Consider the following 16,752-nt stretch of genomic DNA (forward strand, 5'->3'; position numbering starts at 1 on the left):
GGCGGAGCCACAACTCCTCTGCGGAGGACGTCGTCGAACGGGATGACCACACGCGCACAGACCTACGCGCGGACCTCATCGGCCCCCAGGGCCCCGTTGGGCCCGTCGGGCCCCGTGGAGGAGAACCAACCATGTTCAGTCGCCGCATCACCGCTCTGCCGAGGGCGCTGGCGCTCGCCACCGCCGCCGTGGCCGTCACCCTCGCCGCCCCCGCGGCACAGGCCGCGCCCGCCAAGAGCGCGTCCGCGGTCGTCGTCGGCCAGAAGCTGTTCTACACGGCGGCCGCCGGTCAGACGAACCACCTGTCCATCTCCTGGGCGCTCGGCGCGTTCGACCCGGATTCCCAGCTGAGCGACTTCATCTACACCTTCGACGACACCGTCAAGATCTCCCTCGGCGCGGGCTGCGTCCGCCCGGCCGGCGGCGACGACACCAAGGCCGTCTGCACGGTGACCGAGCCCAACACCTCGGCGTCCGACCTCGACTCCCTGATCGTCGACCTCGGCGACGGCAACGACACCGCGACGACCAGCAACACCAGCGGCGGGTACACGAGGATCTACGGCGGGCCGGGCAACGACACCCTGACCGGCCACGGCGTCGACGTCCTCTACGGCCAGGGCGGCAACGACCGTCTCTCCGGCGGCGGCGGGGTCTACGACGAGGGCGCGAACGGCGGCGCGGGCAACGACACCCTCGTCAACTGCAGCGCCGAGTGCCACGGTGGCGCGGGCAACGACAGCCTGTCGGGCACGAGCGGCGACAACTCGCTGTTCGGCGACGACGGCAACGACAAGCTGTACGGCAACGCGGGCCGCGACCTCCTCCAGGGCGGCCGCGGCAACGACACCCTGTACGGCGGCGCGGGCGACGACAAGCTGTACGGCAACAGCGGCGACGACGTCCTGCACGGAGGCGCCGGCAAGGACTTCCTGTCCGGCGGGCCGGGCCGCAACAAGACGTACCAGAACTGACCCGTTCGCGGGTGGTCGGGCGGGCGTGCGGAACGCCGGCCCGACAGGCTCTCGGTCTCCCTGGTGCCGAGAGCCTGATCGTCCCCCTGAGGTTCAGGCCTTGCCCGTCCCGGACCCCTCGACGGCGCGCAGGGCCTCGATGACGCTGGCCACATGAGCTCGGGCGGCCGTCTCGGCGCGCTGCGGATCGCGCGCGGCGATGGCCTCGACGAGGGCGAGGTGTTCGCCCAGGGAGACCTGGGGGCGCCCGGACTGCAGGGCCAGCCGGAACTGGTGGCGGACGATCTGCGCGTTCAGGCGGGTGAGGAGTTCGGCGGCGGTGTCCTGGCCGGAGATGTCCCGGACGAGGTCGTGCAGTTGGCGGTTGAGCTCGGAGTACTTCAGGGGCTCGGCGGCCTGGACGGCGGCGCGCAACTGCTCGCCGAGTGCGAGGAGTTGCGTGATCTGCGCATCGGTGACCCGCTCGGCGGCCTTGGCCGCACACAGCCCCTCGAGCACCATGCGGCACTCGTAGATCTCCACCGCCTCGCTCACGGACACGGTCCGGACCCGGGCCCCGCGGTTGCGGATCCGCTCCACGAGGCCGTCGGCGGCGAGATCGACCAGCGCGGCCCGCACGCTGGCCCGTGTGACGTCGAACTGCTCGGCCAACTCGGCCTCGACCAGGCGCTGTCCTGGCACCATGTCACCGGCGAGGATGGCCCTGCGCAGTGCGACGAGGGCCTGCTCCTTGGCCGCGGCGCCGCTGCCTTTGGCACTGCCGGTAGCTGGGGGCACGTACGTACTCCTTCGGTCTCGAGCTCCTGGAGCGCCTCGGGCTTCCTCGAGCTCTCCGCTCTCCTGGGAGATGGTTACCGACCGTAGGATGGGCGCACAAAATCGTCAACAATCTGGCCCCGGCAGTTGGGATCCGGGTCCCGGTGGCTGCTGGCATTCTGGGGGTGTGGTCGTGGAGCGGACGCGGGTCCGCCGGGGAGAGGAGCGTGCCATGGGCGGGGCGGAACGGGAACGGGTCGGTACGGGCCCGATGGCTCCCGAGCAGATGATCGCGGAGGCGCGGAAGGCGTTCTTCGTGATGTTCGGGTTCCTGGCGCTGGTCTGGCTGGCGCAGCTCGCGAACTTCGCCGACCACTACGCACTCTCGCGGGACTACGGAGTGGTGTCCGGCGACATCGGCACGCTGCCCAACATCCTCACCGCACCCTTCCTGCACTGGAACTGGGCACACATCGAGAGCAACTCGGGACCGCTGTTCGTCTTCGGATTCCTCGCCGCCTACCGAGGGGTGGTCCGTTTCCTCGGGCTGAGCCTGCTCATCGTGGTGACCAGCGGCCTCACGGTCTGGTTCCTCGAGCAGGGCAACGTGGACACGGTCGGCGCCAGCGGCCTGATCTTCGGGTACTTCGGCTACGTCGTGGTGCGCGGGCTCTTCGACCGGCATCTGATCGACACGCTGATCGGTGTCGTCATGGCGGCCTCCTTCGCCTACATGCTCACCGTGGCGGTGCCCGGGACGCCGGGGGTGAGCTGGCTGGGACACCTCGGCGGCCTGATCGGCGGCCTGGTCGGGGCCTGGCTCTTCCGGGACCGACGCCCCCGTCCCGCCAAGGACACCCACACCGGCGGCGGCACCGGCCCGACCACCCGCGGCGCCCTTCAGCCCCGCGCCGACAACCCACGCGCCGACCTCCACAAGGAACTCGGCGACCTGGGACTGCTCTAGACCCCGCCCTTAGCTCTCCTCCCGGCCCGCAGAGCCCCCGCCCTCGCCTGTCTGCCCGCTGATCCGCGAGACGCCGCACACCGCTGCCCCGGACCCCGCCGTATGCGGCCTGGCTCACACCGATAGGCCCGTATTGCGCGGTGGGCTGTGGGTACGCGCCATCCGTGGGCCTCGGCGGCGCCGTCATCCCCCCTGAAGGGTACAAATCCGGCAACCTTGTCATTTGACCGTCGGGCATGTGATCGGAGGCTTCCGCGGCCTGTCCGAAAGAGAAGGACGACCCTGGAACGGGGGGCGCATGACCCAGGCGGACGATCGCAGGGGACTGGCCGGCGTGGCCACGAGACAGGGGCTCGAGGGAGCGGTCGCAGAGGAAGCGCCGTTGCCGCAGCCGGCCCCCGCGCCGCGGGTGATCCCGGTCGGGCGGGGCGCCCGCGAGGACCGGCTCGCCGCGTTGGACGGGCTGCGATTCCTGGCGGCGCTGTCGGTGGTCCTCTTCCACTTCGTCGGCCAGACCCCCGGGGCGATGGTCGTCGTGTGGGGCCGCCCGTACCAGAGCACCTTCCCCGAGGCGCACGCCTACTTCGCCTTCGGACGGCTCGGCGTCGACCTGTTCTTCCTGATCAGCGGCTTTGTCATCTGCATGAGCGCGTGGGGGCGCACCCCGCGTGACTTCTTCATCTCACGCGTCACCCGTCTGTACCCGATGTACTGGATCGCGATCGTGGTGTCGGCGTGCGTCATCTACTTCGCCGACACCCCGTTCGGACACCCCAACCCCCGGGTGCTCTTCGCGAACTTCACGATGTTGCAGACCCCGCTCGGTGTCTCCAACCTGGACCCGGTCTACTGGACACTCTGGCCGGAACTCTGCTTCTACCTCACGTTCGCGGTCGTGGTGTGGAAGGGCCTCACCCACCAGCGGGTGGTGATCTTCTGCGGGTTGTGGACGGTCGCCGCGGTGCTGGCGCCCAGTGCCCACATCCCGCTGCTCTCACTGATCGTGAATCCGACGTCCGCCCCGTACTTCATCGCGGGCATGGCCTTCTACCTCATGCACCGCTATCGGCCGACGCCGCTGTTGTGGGGGATCGTCGCCATGTCGTGGCTGCTGGCGCTGCACTTCCTGCTGGCGCCCCACGGCGGTCGCGTCAACTGGGCCACGTGGGCGCCGTGGCGCGGCTGGCTGATCCTCGTGACCACGGTGTTCTTCCTGGTGATGGGCGCCATCGCGCTCGGCGGGACCCGTCGGATCCGCTGGCGCGGACTGACCGTCGCGGGTGCGATGACCTTCCCGCTGTACCTGTTGCACGACACGATCGGAATGACCGTCGCCCACCACTACGGCGACAGGATCGGCCCCTTGGCGCTGGTCGTGGCCACGGTGACCGCTCTGATCGTCCTGTCGTACGTCGTGCACCGCTTCGTCGAGCGGCCGATCGCGCTGGCCATGCGGCGCTCGCTGAACACGGCCGCGTTCGACATGCAGCCTCCGACATCGCGCTCTTGACGGGTGCCGGTACGACGGCGCCCCCAGGTGATCGCCCGGTGCCCGCCCGGCGAGTCCGCGTGCCGTGAACGTGCAGGCCAAGCAGGCTGTTCGCGCCGCAGGTGCTGTTTGGGTAAAGGGTTCGGCATCGACAGTTCAATGCTCTTGTCCTGTGCATGTCTCACTCGATGAGATGCACGGAGACCACTTCGTGCAACTCAGGACCACCCAGGGGGATTCATGTACATATCCCGTACCGGGCGCGGCGTCGCGGCTTCCACGGCCGCCACCGCCGCCCTCGCCGTCGCCGCGCTGGCGACCGCTCCGCTGGCCGGCGTCACCACCGCCGCGCCCGCCGCCGTACCGCACACCAAGGCCGTCCCGGCCATCGCCGGGCACACCCTCGTCCGCGACGTGGCCAGCCCGCTCTCCAGCGAGCAGTGCCAGGCCAAGTGGCACATCGCCTGTTACAACCCGCTCCAGTACCGCACCGCGTACAACCTCAACGCGCTGTACCGGAAGGGCATCACGGGCAAGGGGCGCACCATCGTCATCGTCGACTCGTACGGCTCCCCGACCGTCCAGCACGATCTCGACGTCTACAGCAAGCAGTTCGGCCTGCGCAGCACCAAGGTCAACGTGGTCAAGTGGGGCAAGGTTCCCGTCTTCGATCCCAAGAACGCCGACATGACCGGCTGGGCGGGCGAGACCACCCTGGACGTCGAGATGGCCCACGCCGTGGCGCCGGACGCCAAGATCGTCCTGGTGGAGACGGCGGTCGCCGAGACCGAGGGCACCACCGGTCTGCCGGAGATGATGGACGCCGAGAAGCACCTGATCGACCATGGCGTCGGCGACGTCATCAGCCAGAGCTTCGGCGCCACCGAGGACACCTTCCCCGGTTTCGGCAAGGGCGACTTCTCCAGCATCAAGAAGCTGCGCTACGCCTTCGAGGCCGCGAACCGCAAGCACGTGACCGTCCTCGCCTCCTCGGGTGACGGCGGCGCCACCGACCTGAAGGCGGACGGCAAGACCTACTACGACAAGCGCGTCAACTCCTGGCCCTCCTCGGACCCGTTGGTCACCTCCATCGGCGGCACCCAGCTCCACCTGAACGACAAGGGTCAGCGCGTCAAGCCCGACAGCGTCTACAACGACTACGGCTCGGGCGGCGGCGGCCAGTCCCACGTCTTCTCCCGCCCGGCCTTCCAGAACGGCGTGAAGAACGTCGTCGGCGCCCGCCGCGGCACCCCGGACGTGTCGCTGGCCGCCGCGGTCAACGGCGGTGCCTGGATCTACTCCAGCTTCGACCCGACCGCCACCGGCTGGGACGTCACCGGCGGCACCAGCGAGGCCAGTCCGCTCTTCTCGGGCATCGTCGCCCTCGCCGACCAGGCGGCCGGCCACCGGGTGGGCAACATCAACGAGGCGCTGTACGCCCTCTCCAAGCGTTCCGCCCACCACGACAAGAGCGCCGGCGTCGTCGACGTCAACGACGGTACGAACAACACCTACGAAGGCGTCACCGGCTACAAGGCCGTCAACGGCTACGACATGGCCACCGGCGTGGGAACCGTCGACGCCCTCCGCTTCGTGCCCGCACTCGCCCGAGCCAGCCACCGCGGCTGAGTCGCCCCTGCGGGTTGGCTCCCGAGAGTTTCCCCTGAGAGTTGCCCCTGAGACGGCCCGGGTTTCCGCACCCGGGCCGTCCGTCTGTTTATCTGCAGAAATCAAGTCGGTGGATTCATGCCGCGAGGAACGAAATAATCGAAATCGTCGGCAGACTGATTCATGCCGGCTTGCACATATCCTCCATCAGTGTGCCGTCATCTTCCTCGATTAGCGTGTTGGACAAAACGGCCACGGTCACCCTTGTTACTGTGCGGGCCTCAAGGGCTGTCCATACAAGGGCTGTCCATGCAGGGGCTGTCCATAAAAGATGTCACGCGCCGGCCTGCGGACAGATTCGCCTTTGTCGAATACTGGCGCAGTCCGGTCGAGAGGAAACGGACCATGCACGATTATTCTCGTCGCGGCCTGCTCAAGGCGACGGCGGCCGCGGGCGCCGGCGCGGTGGTTCTCCCGGGTGTCGCGGCCGCGGAAGCCCCGGGCGCGAGTGCCGCGATCGCAGGGGCCGAGGACGCGAAATGCAAGCCGGCGAAGCTGACCGGCCGCATCGTCCGTCCCGCGGATCCCGGGTACGCGGATGCGAGCCTCGGCTGGGACGAGCTCTTCGCTCACTATCCGCTGGTCATCGTCTACGCCCAGAACACCCAGGACGTGGTCAACGCCCTCACGTGGGCGCGGCAGAACAACGTCGCGCTGCGGGTGCGGAGCGGCGGCCACAGCCTTGAGGGCTGGTCGAACGTGGACAACGGCATCGTGATCGACGTCAGCGAGTTGAAGTCGGTCCACATCGACACCGCCACTCGTACCGCGGTCCTCGGCGCCGGGCTCAACCAGTTGGAAGGGGTGACCGCACTCGCGAAGAAGGACCTCGCGGTGACGACCGGAACGGAGGGCACCGTAGGCCTGTCCGGTGCGACGCTCGGCGGCGGCCTCGGCTTCCTCGTCCGCTACCTCGGCATGGCCTGCGACAGCCTGACGGGGGCTGAGGTCGTCGTGCCGTCGGGTGCCGACTGCGCCAAGGTGATCAAGGCGGATCTGAAGAACAACTCGGACCTGCTCTGGGCGCTCCGCGGAGCGGGAAACGGCAACTTCGGCATCGTCACCTCACTCACCTATAAGGCGTCTCCACTGAAGAGCGTCGCCTATCTGCAGGCGACATGGGAAGGCATCGGGGACCTTCATGGGGTCTTCGACGCATGGCAGCGTACGGCGCTGTTCGCCGACAAGCGCCTCGGAACCCAGCTCGAGATCCACAGAAACCAGACCCTGCTGTTCGGTGTTCTCGCGGAAGGGTCGGCGGAAGAGGTGAAGGCGCTGCTGGCTCCGATCCTTTCGGTCGGCAGTCCCAGTGTCTCGGTACAGGTCGGCAACTGGGGCGACGTATACGCGGGATTCCAGATTCCGACCAGCGCCGAGCCAGGGAGCTGGAAGTTCTTCTCGCAGTTCTCCAGCAAACCGTTCCCGAAGAAGGCGATCAGTATTGTCGCCTCATTCATGCGAGACGCCCCCACGGACGACAGCAACTTCTTCACCCAGGCCTTCGGCGGGGCGGTGCGGAAGGAGCCCCGCGGCGGCTCGTCGTTCCCGCACCGCGACACGCTTTTCTATTCCGAGCAAGGCGCCGGCTGGGGGCCTCGTACAGGACAACCAGGCGTCTGCGACCCACTCACCCCGCAGGCCCAGGCCTGGATCGCCGAGTTCAGCCAGGCGATGCGGCCTTACGTGGACGGCGCCTACGTCAACGTGCCGAACATCGGAATGCAGGACTGGGAGACCGCCTACTGGGGGTCCAACTTCGACCGGCTGCGCAAGATCAAGGCGAAGTACGACCCCCGCAACGTCTTCCAGTACGAGCAGAGCATCCCGCCCGCGTTCTGCTGACCGAACCGACGCGAAGGGCCGGCCCGGGAGGAAACCCCTCCCGGGCCGGCCTCTATGACGATCGTTATAGTGCGGGTGGAGTCCCGTTATGACGAACGTTATAGGAGGTGGTCGTGACCATCATCACCGTGAACTCACCCACGGGGCGTCTGGGCCTGGAGCAGCGCCGCACGCTGGCCGAGACGCTGACGGACGCGGTGCTCGTGCCCGAGGTCGGCCGGTTCGCGCCGGCCGCGCGAGTCGGTTTCCAGGTGCACTTCGTGGAGCGCGAGCCGGACATGATGGCCATCGGCGGCCGTCTGTTGGCGGACGCCGGTCAGGGGCTCGACGTCATGGTGATCGACGTGGCGGTCATGGACGGGGACTGGCGCCGGGAGGTCCGGGCCGAGGTCGTCGAGCGCGTCCTGGCCGCGATGGCCGAAGGCTGCGGCCTGTCGAAGCCGTCGCCGGCCTGGTGGGTCAACTTCCGGGTCATCGACGAGGGCAGCTGGGGCTCCAGCGGCGGCGTCCTCTCCGTCCTCTCCCTCCTCGGCAGCGGCGTGTTCACCGAGGAGAAGATCAAGGCGATCCGCGCGGCGGTCGGGGCCTCGGACAGGTCCTAGGGGCCGTCAGTGCCCAGGGCCTGTCCGGGCAGGCATCCTGAATCTCCGGACCGGGACGCCTGTCACGCCGGCCCGTCGAGCGCGCCGAGGATCAGGGCTTCGAGTTGCCGTGCGACCTGGTCCAGGGGCTCCATGGTGCGCTTGGCGCGGCACATGGCGATGGCGCCCTCGACGGATGCCACGATGAGGGTCGCGAGCCCAGGAGCCTGGTCGGGGGCGGCGCCGTGCTCGCGCAGCGCCTCGGCGAGCAACTGCTCCCAGCGGTCGAACGCCTCGGCGGTGGCGACGAGGGCGGGCGGGGTCTCGTCGGCCGGCGGCTCCTCGACGGCGACGGCCAGCACGGGGCATCCCGCGCGGAAGTCGCTCGCGAGGACGATGCCGCGCCACAGTGCGAGGAAGGCGTGCAGCCCGGCGACCGGGCCCGCGTCCAGCTCCTTGCGCAGTACGCGGGCGACTGCCGCATCCGCGTACTGCACCGCCTCGGTGGCCAGTTGCTGCTTGCCCTCGGGGAAGTAGTGGTACGTCGAGCCGAGTGGCGCTTCGGCGTGTTTGGCCAGGTCGCGGATGCTGGTGCCGTTCAGGCCGCGTCTGCTGATCATGTCGGCCGCACCGGCCACGATGCGCTCGCGTGACGGTGCGCTGGGTTTGGCCAAGACCGTGCTCCCTCTGGTTATAACGCTCGTCTTAGTCTAGCGTGGCCTCCGGTTATAACGAGTGTTATAGACGGTTCGCGATCCGCTGATGGATGGTGCGTAAGGCCCACATGGATTGTGCCTAAGACCCAAGGGAGACTTCGTCATGCCGCTGATCCGACTCACCGTTCCGGCCGGTTCGCTCACCGAGGAGGGACGCGAGAGCGTCCGGAGCGACCTCGCCGCCGTACTGCTGCGCTGGGAGGGAGCCCCCGACACGGCGTTCTTCCGGGCCCAGGCGTGGAGCTACCTGGTCGAGCTGCCCGCAGGGGCGCAGACCACCGCCGAGGACGACGAACCCCGCTTCCTCGTGGACGTCACGGTTCCGCAGGGTGCCCTGTCCGAACGACGCAAGGCCGGACTGGTCGAGGACGCCACCAGGACCGTGCTCGAGGCCGCCGGGCTCTCCCGGGCGGAAGCGCTGCGGGTGTGGGTGCTGGTGCACGAGCAGCCCGACGGCACCTGGGGCGCCGGCGGCTCGGTCATCCGCCACGCCGACCTGGTGGCACTGGCCCGGGAGCACCGGGGGCAGCGCGCCGACGCGTGAACCGACGTACGTCGTCCCCTGGTTCATCACCTGCGGCACCTGCGGCACCTGCGGCATCTGCGGCATCTGCCGCTCCGAGTGAACGACTCGTACGCCGTACGCCGCTCACCAACGCGCACTCGCCCGCGATCCTCGTCGACATCGACGCGGACCGCTTCGACGTGACCGGCGAACTGATGTCGCTGGCGGGCAGGATGCAACTGCCGATCGCCGCCGTCAACACCGTCAAGGGGCTCATCGACGAGACCAGCCCGGGAACTGCTCCGCCGGGTCGCCGGCAAGGCTCCGGTCAGGGCCTCCGGACAGTCCCGGCAGCCGCAGGCCGAGACGCCGCGGGAGCCGAGTGCGGGCGTGATGTACGGCCCGCTCACCCAGGCGGCGTACTGGAGCATGGTGCAGGGCTTCATCCGCGAGGGCGACGTACTCGTCGCCGAGGACGGCACCTCCGAGGCAGGCTGCCGGGGGCTGCAACTTCCCTCGAAGTGCTCCATCGTCACCCAGGCCGTCTGGGGCTCGATCGGCTACAGCGTGGGATCGGTCCTCGGCACACTTCTGGCCGCCCCGGAGCGGCGGCACCTGCTCTTCGTGGGTGACGGGTCCTTCCAGCTCACGGCGCAGGAGGTCTCCTCGATGCTCCGGCACGACCTCAAGCCCATCATCTTTCTGATCGACAACGGCGGCTATACGGTCGAGCGCACCATCTGTGGCAAGCAGGGGCAGTTCAACGACGTCGCCAACTGGGCCTATGCCGAGCTGCCGAAGGTCCTGCACCCGGGGACGACCGCCCGGACCTTCGTCGTGAGGACGCCGGCCGAACTGAAGGAGGCGCTGGCGGCCCCGCACGACAACATGATCTTCATCGAGGCGGTCATGGACAAGTACGACGCCCCACAGCTCGTCATCGACTCGGGCCACGGAATGGCGGAGCTCGACTACGGCCCCCGCGGCCCCCAGCACCGGCCCGGTGTCCAGCTCTGACAGGGATCGCTTCGAAATGCCGACGGAGTGCCGTGGTGCCAGGCTGAGAGGTCCCACGCCGCTCCGGGAGCTCGGCTGACCGGATGGCCTGCCCCCCAAGGAGACCGACATGGCCGGTGACGCCGTCCGATCCGGAACGGCCGATGCCAACCCTCGTCCGTGGCATGCGCCCACATCGAACACCACCGTCTTCGCGGCAGCACTGATGATCTTCGGTGGTGCGATGGCGATCTTCGAAGGAATCGCGGCCATCGCCAAGGACGGCCTGTTCATCGCGACGCGCCACTACGCGTTCGAGTTCAGTCTGGTGGGCTGGGGCTGGGTGCACCTCATTCTGGGCATCGTCATCGTCCTTGCGGGGTGCGCCGTGCTCAGCGGAGCGCTGTGGGCGCGCTTCTTCGGCGTGTCCGTGGCAGGGCTAGGCGCGATCGCCAACTTCCTGTGGGTGCCGTACTACCCCCTATGGGCCCTGACACTGGTCGCCGTCAACATCTTCGTCGTCTGGGCCCTGTGCACGGGTATGCGCAGAGAGGCCGACGACGACCGGGAGACCTGAGCCACGTTTCTGTGGGTGTCCATTCAGAAGGCGCACTGCCACCAACGATGTGGTGAATCGCCGTACGGCACGGCGTCGGGACGTTGGAGGATCTTCAGATCGAGAGGCCGCACGATGCTGCGGAGCTCGCGCGAGCTCTTCTTGGGGAGAGCGCGGATCGCCAGCTCCAGTAGATCTCGTTCGTCCGCCGGTTCGGGGCAACAGTCCGTGACGCCGCACCGGTCGCTGAACGGCGAAGGGAGTTGATCCCTTGGTGCCCTTGCGATGGCAGCCCACCGGGTGAGCGCCTGCTCGATCAGGCCGGGCTGGAGCCGCGTCCGTTCCAACACAATGATCTGTGCTTGAGCTGGGCCGGAGAGCCGACCGATCCTTGAGTAGCTTCGATGTGCGGGAAAACGCCTGTTGTCCGCCCTGAGGCGTGAGGGGCGCCTACGCGGCATAGCCCTTTCGGTTGTGAGTCATGGCAGCAGTCTGACACGCGCCTGGTGGCGTACGCAGGTCACTCCAGGAATGGCGGACTCCCCGGTCATGAAGTAATGGCGCCTGCGGCAAGGCGTCGTCGGCCGTGACCGGCCGCACGATGTGGCACGGCGGCGGCAGCCGGTCCCTTGCCCAAGGACGCAGGCCCGCTCGACGCAGGCCCGCCGAACGCAGGCCCGCTGGATCTCATGGGTCTGGTCCACTCGGTGATGCTCGGCAGATCGGGGACACCGACGGCGTCACGGTGTCGTATGTCATCCGGATGCCGCAACGGAAACCGTTTCACCCGTCCGGCCGACCTGGCGTGCCGTCGGCTGACGGGCCGGGAAGCCTAGGATCCGCCACTAGGGAGAGGGGCGTCGCCCACCCCTGTCTGGCATCGGCGAGCCCACGTCATGACCGGAAGGAGACGGGATGCTGCACCGCGCAGGCAGGACCTCCTGGAAACGCTTCGCCGCCGTTCTCGCCCCGAGTGTCATGGCCGCCGCCGCTCTCGGCGTCGGCATGGCCCAAGGAGCACTGGCCGCGTCGTTCCTCATCTCCGGCCAGAAGTTCCAGGTGGCCCTGGACACTTTGGACGTCCGTGGTCTGAGCATCTACAGCCTGGTGGACGTGACCAGGAACGGCACCCTCGTGCCGGTCTTCGTCACCGGGGCCAGCCATGCGGAGATCGGCGGGCTGTGCCAGTCCGTGGTGGTCACGATCCCGGTCCTGGGCCCGTACACGCTGAGGGTCACCGGCGGCGAGCGGAGACGGGTCGAGGCGAAGAACCTGTTCCTCGACGCGACATCGTTGTCGAGCACACAGGCGAACTTCGACGACCTCGACATCGGTGTGGCGGCGGGAGCGGTCAGCAAGGGCCCGATCAGCCGGGAGGACAGGAAGTCCCGGTTCTTCGATCCCAACGGCTTTGCCCAACAGGCGGATTCGGCCTTCCTGACCAACGTGCACTTCACCACGGTCGCAGTCTCGGCCGCCACGTTCAACGTCCCGGACCTCGATGTGCGGCTCAGACAGGGCCACCACGAGTGCTTCTGACCCACCGGCACGAAACACGCACCCTCCGCGCCCGCTCGCCGCGTACTCCCGCCCGCCGAACATCACGGAAAGCCCACGTGTTCTTCGAACGATTCGGCAGGCGCCGGAACTTGCGCGTCGCCGCCACCGCCGCCCGACGCGGATTCAGGACCTGGCGGGACGAACGTCCCTTCTGGGCAGGGCTGTTCACCTTCGCAGCTGGCTTGCCCATCATCTACTTTCCGTACGCGCACCTGAAGTTCGACGCCATCCCACTGGCACTGTCGACCTCGGCCGGCGCGGGGTCGCTGATCATCGGAGTTCTGCTCGTGGCCCTGGCCATCTCCCTCTGGTTCCACCAGCAGGTGCGCGTGTTCGCAGGGATCGCGGTCATTCTGCTTGCCCTCGTCTCGTTCCCCGTCGCCAATTTCGGGGGCCTCCTCATCGGGTTGATTTCCGGACTGATCGGCGGATCCCTGGCCTGTGCCTGGATCCCTCCGACGGGCGCCGCCGAGTCGCAGCCCGCGGCGAACCCCGCGTCGACGACCATTCCCGCGGGCGAGGACCACGGTGGCGAGTGACGCCCTGACCGGCTGTGCGGCAGGCGGGCCGGAGCCCGATCCCTGCCATCCGAGCGGTGCGGTGAAGAGCCGCCCGGAGCCCGATCCCCGCCATCCGAGCGGTGCGGTGAAGAGCCGCCCGGCCGGTCAACTGCTGTGGCCTCTCGTCTGCGCGCTGGCCGTGGCCGGTCTCCCCTTGGTCCTGCAGCTCGCCACCCCAGCGGCCTCGAAGGCGTTGCTCGCCCCCGGCGACATCCGCACGTCCAAGGCACCAGCAGCTTCTGGCACGCCGGTCGCCCGACTGCCGGGCCGTCCGGCGAACGCCCCCTGGGTGTTGCGCGCCGACAGACTCGTACTCCACGGCAGTGCCTTCCGCGGCGTGGTCACCGTCCGGACTGCGGCCGGGTCCACGCGGGTACTGAAGTTCACCGCACGGTCGCTGGACTTCGGCGACCTCGACCTGACGGCGGGCCGCGGCCGGGCGGCGATCCGTCTGCGGACCAAGCCCGCGACCACATCCACGGTCAAGGGCAAGGACGTGGTGACTCTGTACGCCCAGAAGCTGTCCGGCACGCTCGTCGGACTGGGCGGCGCCCCGCTCCCGGCGGACCGCAGTGTCACCGTCACCCCCGACGCGCTGCCCCCGTGGCTCTCCCACCCCGCTGTTCCCACCCGCACCGTCACCTTCGAGAAGGTGACCGTTTCACAGGTCGCCCAGCTCAGCGGCGACATGTCCATCGCCGGACCGGCCCTCAGCGCGAGGCCGTGAGTCCGGCCGTACCCCTGTCCGGCGATCCCGCCGACGGACCCTTTTGCCTGGGCGTGGGCATCATGGCCGGCGGCAACCCGGCCACCACGGAGGACTTCCGTATCGGTGAGGCGGGCCGCCGAGCGATCTCGCGCGGCCCAGGGACGGCCCGGCACGGCACTCTGTCCGAGCCCCGTGGCGCTGTCAGTGCCAGTGGTTATGGTGCGACGGCCATCGAGCGCGACTCATCGGGGGAGGGGCTGTGGGAGCCAAAACGGGACTGCTCGTCTATGCCGACGGCGAGGTGCCGGGCCTGCTGCGACAGGTGAAGGCGGCAGATCTACTGCGGACGTCCGAAATGATGCGGCGCCTATACCCGGGCTGGGGGATCGAGCAGCTCGCAGGCACGGCACTGGGGAGCGGCGTGTACCCCCCGAAAGGAACGGCGTACGCCGCGAGCTGGCCGGGCGTGGAGATGGTCTGCGACCAACGGGTAATGATCGACTTCCCGTCCCGGCTTCCCGAGCACCTCGTCGCGGCAAGCGCCGGCCGACGGCTCGTTCTGCACGCCATGCACAGTGTCGTCGACTGGCTCGCGTTCGCTGTGTGGGAGGACGGGCGCCTGGTCCGCTCCCTGAGTCTGTCGCCGGACAGCGGCATCATCGAGAACATCGGCGAACCGCTCCCCTTCGAGCTGCCCTACTGGGCGGGGGACCGCCCCGCCGACGTCGTCCCCTGGCCGGACGAGGACGAAGAGCCGTACCCGCTGCCCTTCCACCCCCTGGAGCTGGGTGAAGACGCGCTACGCGCGCTCTGCGGCTTCGTCCAGGAGGGCCGCCCCGAACCTGACGACATCGACGCATACGCCATCGACCTCCACGGATTCCACGTGCGGTTCCCCCACGGGCCTGACCCCGCGGAGGAAGAAGCGGAGTCGCAGAGGATCACGGAAATCATGGGCCCGCCGCGCTTCTACGAGCTGGGCCCCGATGGCTCGCTGATCGAGTCCGACGGCCCGTAGCGCACGACCTCCTCGTCCGGGGAGATCTGCCCCGCCACGCAGCGAGCCGGATGCCGGAAGGTCCTCACCCCGAGACCCGCGTCATCCGTCCACAACCTCCCGAACCTCCCGAGACAGAGCGACCAGCGGGCAGGATGGCCTCATGACAAAACTGTCCGTACGGTCGGTCCGTCGCGCCTCCTCTGGTTCAGTGCTGTCGTTGTGGTCACAGGACTCTGTGCTGTCGATCGGCTCAGTGGGTTCGGTGCTGTCCGTGGGGTCCGTCGGTTCGGCCTTGTCGGTGGGCTCGATCGGAAGCGCCCTGTCGGTCGGCTCGATCGGTTCCTCCCTGTCGCTGATCTCGACCGGGTCGTGGCTGAGTACAGGATCGTTGTTTTCCGCGCAGTCGCGGTGGTCGGTGCTGTCCTGGCGTTCCTCTCGCGGTTTCCTGGCCGCGGGAGCGGTAGGGGCAGCGACCGGAGGCGTCCTGCTGTTGGCCCAGATGCTGTACGGAACGTCAGCTTGGGACGCTGTGACCATTCAGGACCGTTTCGGCTGTTGTCCTGGGCGAACAGCTCGGGCGTGACCTCGTCGCGCAGGGCCGCTTCACCGTGATTCCCCGCTGCTCCGTGACAAGGGCGGCAGGGTCGGGTACCGACGACGACCATGAGTGGACTGAGGTCTTGGCGTGGGCCTACGGCCTGATAGCACCGGACCCCGCTGAGCGCGCTGCTGCCCTTGGACGAGCTGCGAGACAGGCTCCACAGGGCTCATCGCTCGGAGAGCCCTGCGGGGAAAGTGAGCCGCAGAACGATCTCACCGTCGTCCATCTCCCCGGTGGGCTCGAACCCGAACTTCTGGTAGAAGGGCCACGGTTCACCGTCGCCGGGTTCGTAGCTGGTCAACAACTCGGTGGCACCGTCCGCGCGAACCAGAGCGGCGATCTGCGCGAGCGCCTCTTCGCCGATACCTCGTCGCTGGTACCGCTTGTCGACGAGGAGGCGCCAGATGAAGTGCCGTCCTTTGAAAAGACCGGTCGGGGGCTTCCACGACAGCATCACGAAGCCGACTGGCTCGTCGCCGCGGTACACGGCGCGGTACCAGGGATTGGCCTCCGGTTTCTTTGCCGCGTCCTTGAGCGACTTGGACACGGAGGCGACGAACTGCTTCTGATCACGTCGGACCCGGAGGGCACGTACGGCATCCCGGTTTACGTCGGTGATCTCCCGTAGGTGCACACCTGAGGACCTCATGCCACACCCCTTCCGCGTCCGGCAGCCGCGCCATCCGAACCGATGCGAACCAGGCTGGACGTCTTCGCAGCGTATGCGACACGACCGATCCGGAGCGGGACAGGCACGCCGGACTGCGCCCGCGTCCGAGGCAGCTCCTGGTGGAGAGCAATTCGGCCTGACGTGGCGATGCTCGTGCCCAGAGCCCAGAGCCCCTTGCCAGGGGTGGGACACCGCACCAGTTTGGAAGATCGCGTACGCGGATCGGGGCTGACCTGGCGAGGGCCCCTATGGTCTCTGGGCTGCCCCGGACGTGGTGGGCCGCGAGGGATCCTGGCCTATCCAGCGAGCTAAGTGCCCAGACAACCGCCGTCGGCGACGGTCGTGGTCTTGCCGACGTGGCCTTCGCGCCGGACTCCTCCCGCGCCATGCAGTCGTTGCGGTTGCCAGGCAGGGGGCGCCCGACCACCACGACCAGGCGGGTGTCGGCGTCGATGACGACCTGGTGGTTGGTGGAGTACCGATAGCTTGCCGAACAAGCGAGGACTCAGCCCGGTGAACGGGGCTATCCAGACGGCTCCGACGCCGTGATCACACCAGCCACATCAAGACCATCTCGTCCGCGACCAGCTGTCACAGGACAG

General features: G+C 68.5%; 17 protein-coding genes and 1 pseudogene. 14 read left to right on the top strand and 4 right to left on the bottom strand.

Going from position 1 to position 16,752, the window contains the following annotated elements:
* Nucleotides 1-131 precede the first annotated feature (131 nt).
* On the top strand, nucleotides 132-974 hold the full coding sequence (locus tag AQJ27_RS23730) for a calcium-binding protein (RefSeq protein ID WP_067372232.1): 843 nt from the start codon (nucleotides 132-134) through the stop codon (nucleotides 972-974).
* A 93-nt stretch (nucleotides 975-1,067) separates the two neighbouring features.
* Here the strand turns inward: AQJ27_RS23730 and AQJ27_RS23735 are convergent, their stop codons facing one another.
* A complete protein-coding gene (locus AQJ27_RS23735) occupies nucleotides 1,068-1,751 on the bottom strand; it encodes a GntR family transcriptional regulator (RefSeq protein ID WP_067372233.1) in 684 nt (227 codons plus the stop codon).
* Between the two features lie 211 nt (nucleotides 1,752-1,962).
* Here AQJ27_RS23735 and AQJ27_RS23740 point away from each other — a divergent pair, with 211 nt between their 5' ends.
* The 5 genes from AQJ27_RS23740 (at nucleotide 1,963) to AQJ27_RS23760 (ending at nucleotide 8,298) form a co-directional block, all read left to right on the top strand.
* The gene (locus tag AQJ27_RS23740) at nucleotides 1,963-2,697 is read left to right on the top strand and encodes a rhomboid family intramembrane serine protease (RefSeq protein WP_067372236.1); all 735 of its coding nucleotides are present in this window, start codon (nucleotides 1,963-1,965) and stop codon (nucleotides 2,695-2,697) included.
* Between the two features lie 382 nt (nucleotides 2,698-3,079).
* Nucleotides 3,080-4,207, top strand: coding sequence for an acyltransferase family protein (locus AQJ27_RS23745; protein WP_235613637.1), 1,128 nt, complete (start codon nucleotides 3,080-3,082; stop codon nucleotides 4,205-4,207).
* Nucleotides 4,208-4,426: 219 nt separating this feature from the next.
* Nucleotides 4,427-5,815 (top strand): S53 family peptidase, encoded by a 1,389-nt coding sequence (locus AQJ27_RS23750; protein ID WP_067372242.1) that lies wholly within the window; start codon nucleotides 4,427-4,429, stop codon nucleotides 5,813-5,815.
* Between the two features lie 384 nt (nucleotides 5,816-6,199).
* Nucleotides 6,200-7,696, top strand: coding sequence for an FAD-binding oxidoreductase (locus AQJ27_RS23755; RefSeq protein ID WP_067372245.1), 1,497 nt, complete (start codon nucleotides 6,200-6,202; stop codon nucleotides 7,694-7,696).
* Nucleotides 7,697-7,809: 113 nt separating this feature from the next.
* Nucleotides 7,810-8,298: a tautomerase family protein gene (locus AQJ27_RS23760; RefSeq protein WP_067372505.1), complete on the top strand. Its 489-nt coding sequence runs from the start codon at nucleotides 7,810-7,812 to the stop codon at nucleotides 8,296-8,298.
* A gap of 62 nt (nucleotides 8,299-8,360) precedes the next feature.
* Here the strand turns inward: AQJ27_RS23760 and AQJ27_RS23765 are convergent, their stop codons facing one another.
* A complete protein-coding gene (locus AQJ27_RS23765) occupies nucleotides 8,361-8,951 on the bottom strand; it encodes a TetR/AcrR family transcriptional regulator (RefSeq protein WP_067372247.1) in 591 nt (196 codons plus the stop codon).
* A gap of 145 nt (nucleotides 8,952-9,096) precedes the next feature.
* Between AQJ27_RS23765 and AQJ27_RS23770 the strand changes: the two genes are divergently transcribed.
* The 8 genes from AQJ27_RS23770 to AQJ27_RS58760 all read left to right on the top strand — a co-directional run bounded on the left by AQJ27_RS23770 (nucleotide 9,097) and on the right by AQJ27_RS58760 (nucleotide 15,462).
* Nucleotides 9,097-9,537 carry a tautomerase family protein gene (locus AQJ27_RS23770; RefSeq protein WP_067372250.1) on the top strand — a complete coding sequence of 147 codons (441 nt, stop codon included), beginning with the start codon at nucleotides 9,097-9,099 and terminating at the stop codon, nucleotides 9,535-9,537.
* A gap of 354 nt (nucleotides 9,538-9,891) precedes the next feature.
* Nucleotides 9,892-10,515 (top strand): thiamine pyrophosphate-dependent enzyme, encoded by a 624-nt coding sequence (locus tag AQJ27_RS23775; protein ID WP_067372253.1) that lies wholly within the window; start codon nucleotides 9,892-9,894, stop codon nucleotides 10,513-10,515.
* Nucleotides 10,516-10,624: 109 nt separating this feature from the next.
* Nucleotides 10,625-11,071, top strand: coding sequence for a DUF7144 family membrane protein (locus AQJ27_RS23780; protein WP_067372256.1), 447 nt, complete (start codon nucleotides 10,625-10,627; stop codon nucleotides 11,069-11,071).
* Nucleotides 11,072-11,965: 894 nt separating this feature from the next.
* The gene (locus AQJ27_RS23785) at nucleotides 11,966-12,589 is read left to right on the top strand and encodes a DUF6230 family protein (RefSeq protein WP_067372259.1); all 624 of its coding nucleotides are present in this window, start codon (nucleotides 11,966-11,968) and stop codon (nucleotides 12,587-12,589) included.
* Nucleotides 12,590-12,699: 110 nt separating this feature from the next.
* Nucleotides 12,700-13,149 (top strand): DUF6114 domain-containing protein, encoded by a 450-nt coding sequence (locus AQJ27_RS23790; protein WP_079065211.1) that lies wholly within the window; start codon nucleotides 12,700-12,702, stop codon nucleotides 13,147-13,149.
* Entirely contained in the window at nucleotides 13,139-13,897 is a 759-nt protein-coding gene (locus AQJ27_RS23795) for a hypothetical protein (RefSeq protein ID WP_096240062.1), read from the top strand. The genes AQJ27_RS23790 and AQJ27_RS23795 overlap by 11 nt, the downstream gene beginning before the upstream one ends.
* Before the next feature lie 241 nt (nucleotides 13,898-14,138).
* On the top strand, nucleotides 14,139-14,897 hold the full coding sequence (locus AQJ27_RS23800) for a DUF6928 family protein (RefSeq protein WP_067372268.1): 759 nt from the start codon (nucleotides 14,139-14,141) through the stop codon (nucleotides 14,895-14,897).
* 142 nt (nucleotides 14,898-15,039) lie between these two features.
* The gene (locus AQJ27_RS58760) at nucleotides 15,040-15,462 is read left to right on the top strand and encodes a hypothetical protein (RefSeq protein WP_079065188.1); all 423 of its coding nucleotides are present in this window, start codon (nucleotides 15,040-15,042) and stop codon (nucleotides 15,460-15,462) included.
* A gap of 184 nt (nucleotides 15,463-15,646) precedes the next feature.
* Here the strand turns inward: AQJ27_RS58760 and AQJ27_RS23810 are convergent, their stop codons facing one another.
* Both AQJ27_RS23810 and AQJ27_RS52410 read right to left on the bottom strand, forming a co-directional pair.
* Nucleotides 15,647-16,129 carry a GNAT family N-acetyltransferase gene (locus tag AQJ27_RS23810; RefSeq protein WP_235613636.1) on the bottom strand — a complete coding sequence of 161 codons (483 nt, stop codon included), beginning with the start codon at nucleotides 16,127-16,129 and terminating at the stop codon, nucleotides 15,647-15,649.
* Nucleotides 16,130-16,461: 332 nt separating this feature from the next.
* Nucleotides 16,462-16,643 (bottom strand): annotated as a pseudogene (locus tag AQJ27_RS52410) (IS5/IS1182 family transposase); the annotation flags it as partial.
* Nucleotides 16,644-16,752 lie beyond the last annotated feature (109 nt).

This window comes from Streptomyces olivochromogenes (genome assembly GCF_001514115.1).
Taxonomy (GTDB): Bacteria; Actinomycetota; Actinomycetes; order Streptomycetales; family Streptomycetaceae; genus Streptomyces; species Streptomyces olivochromogenes.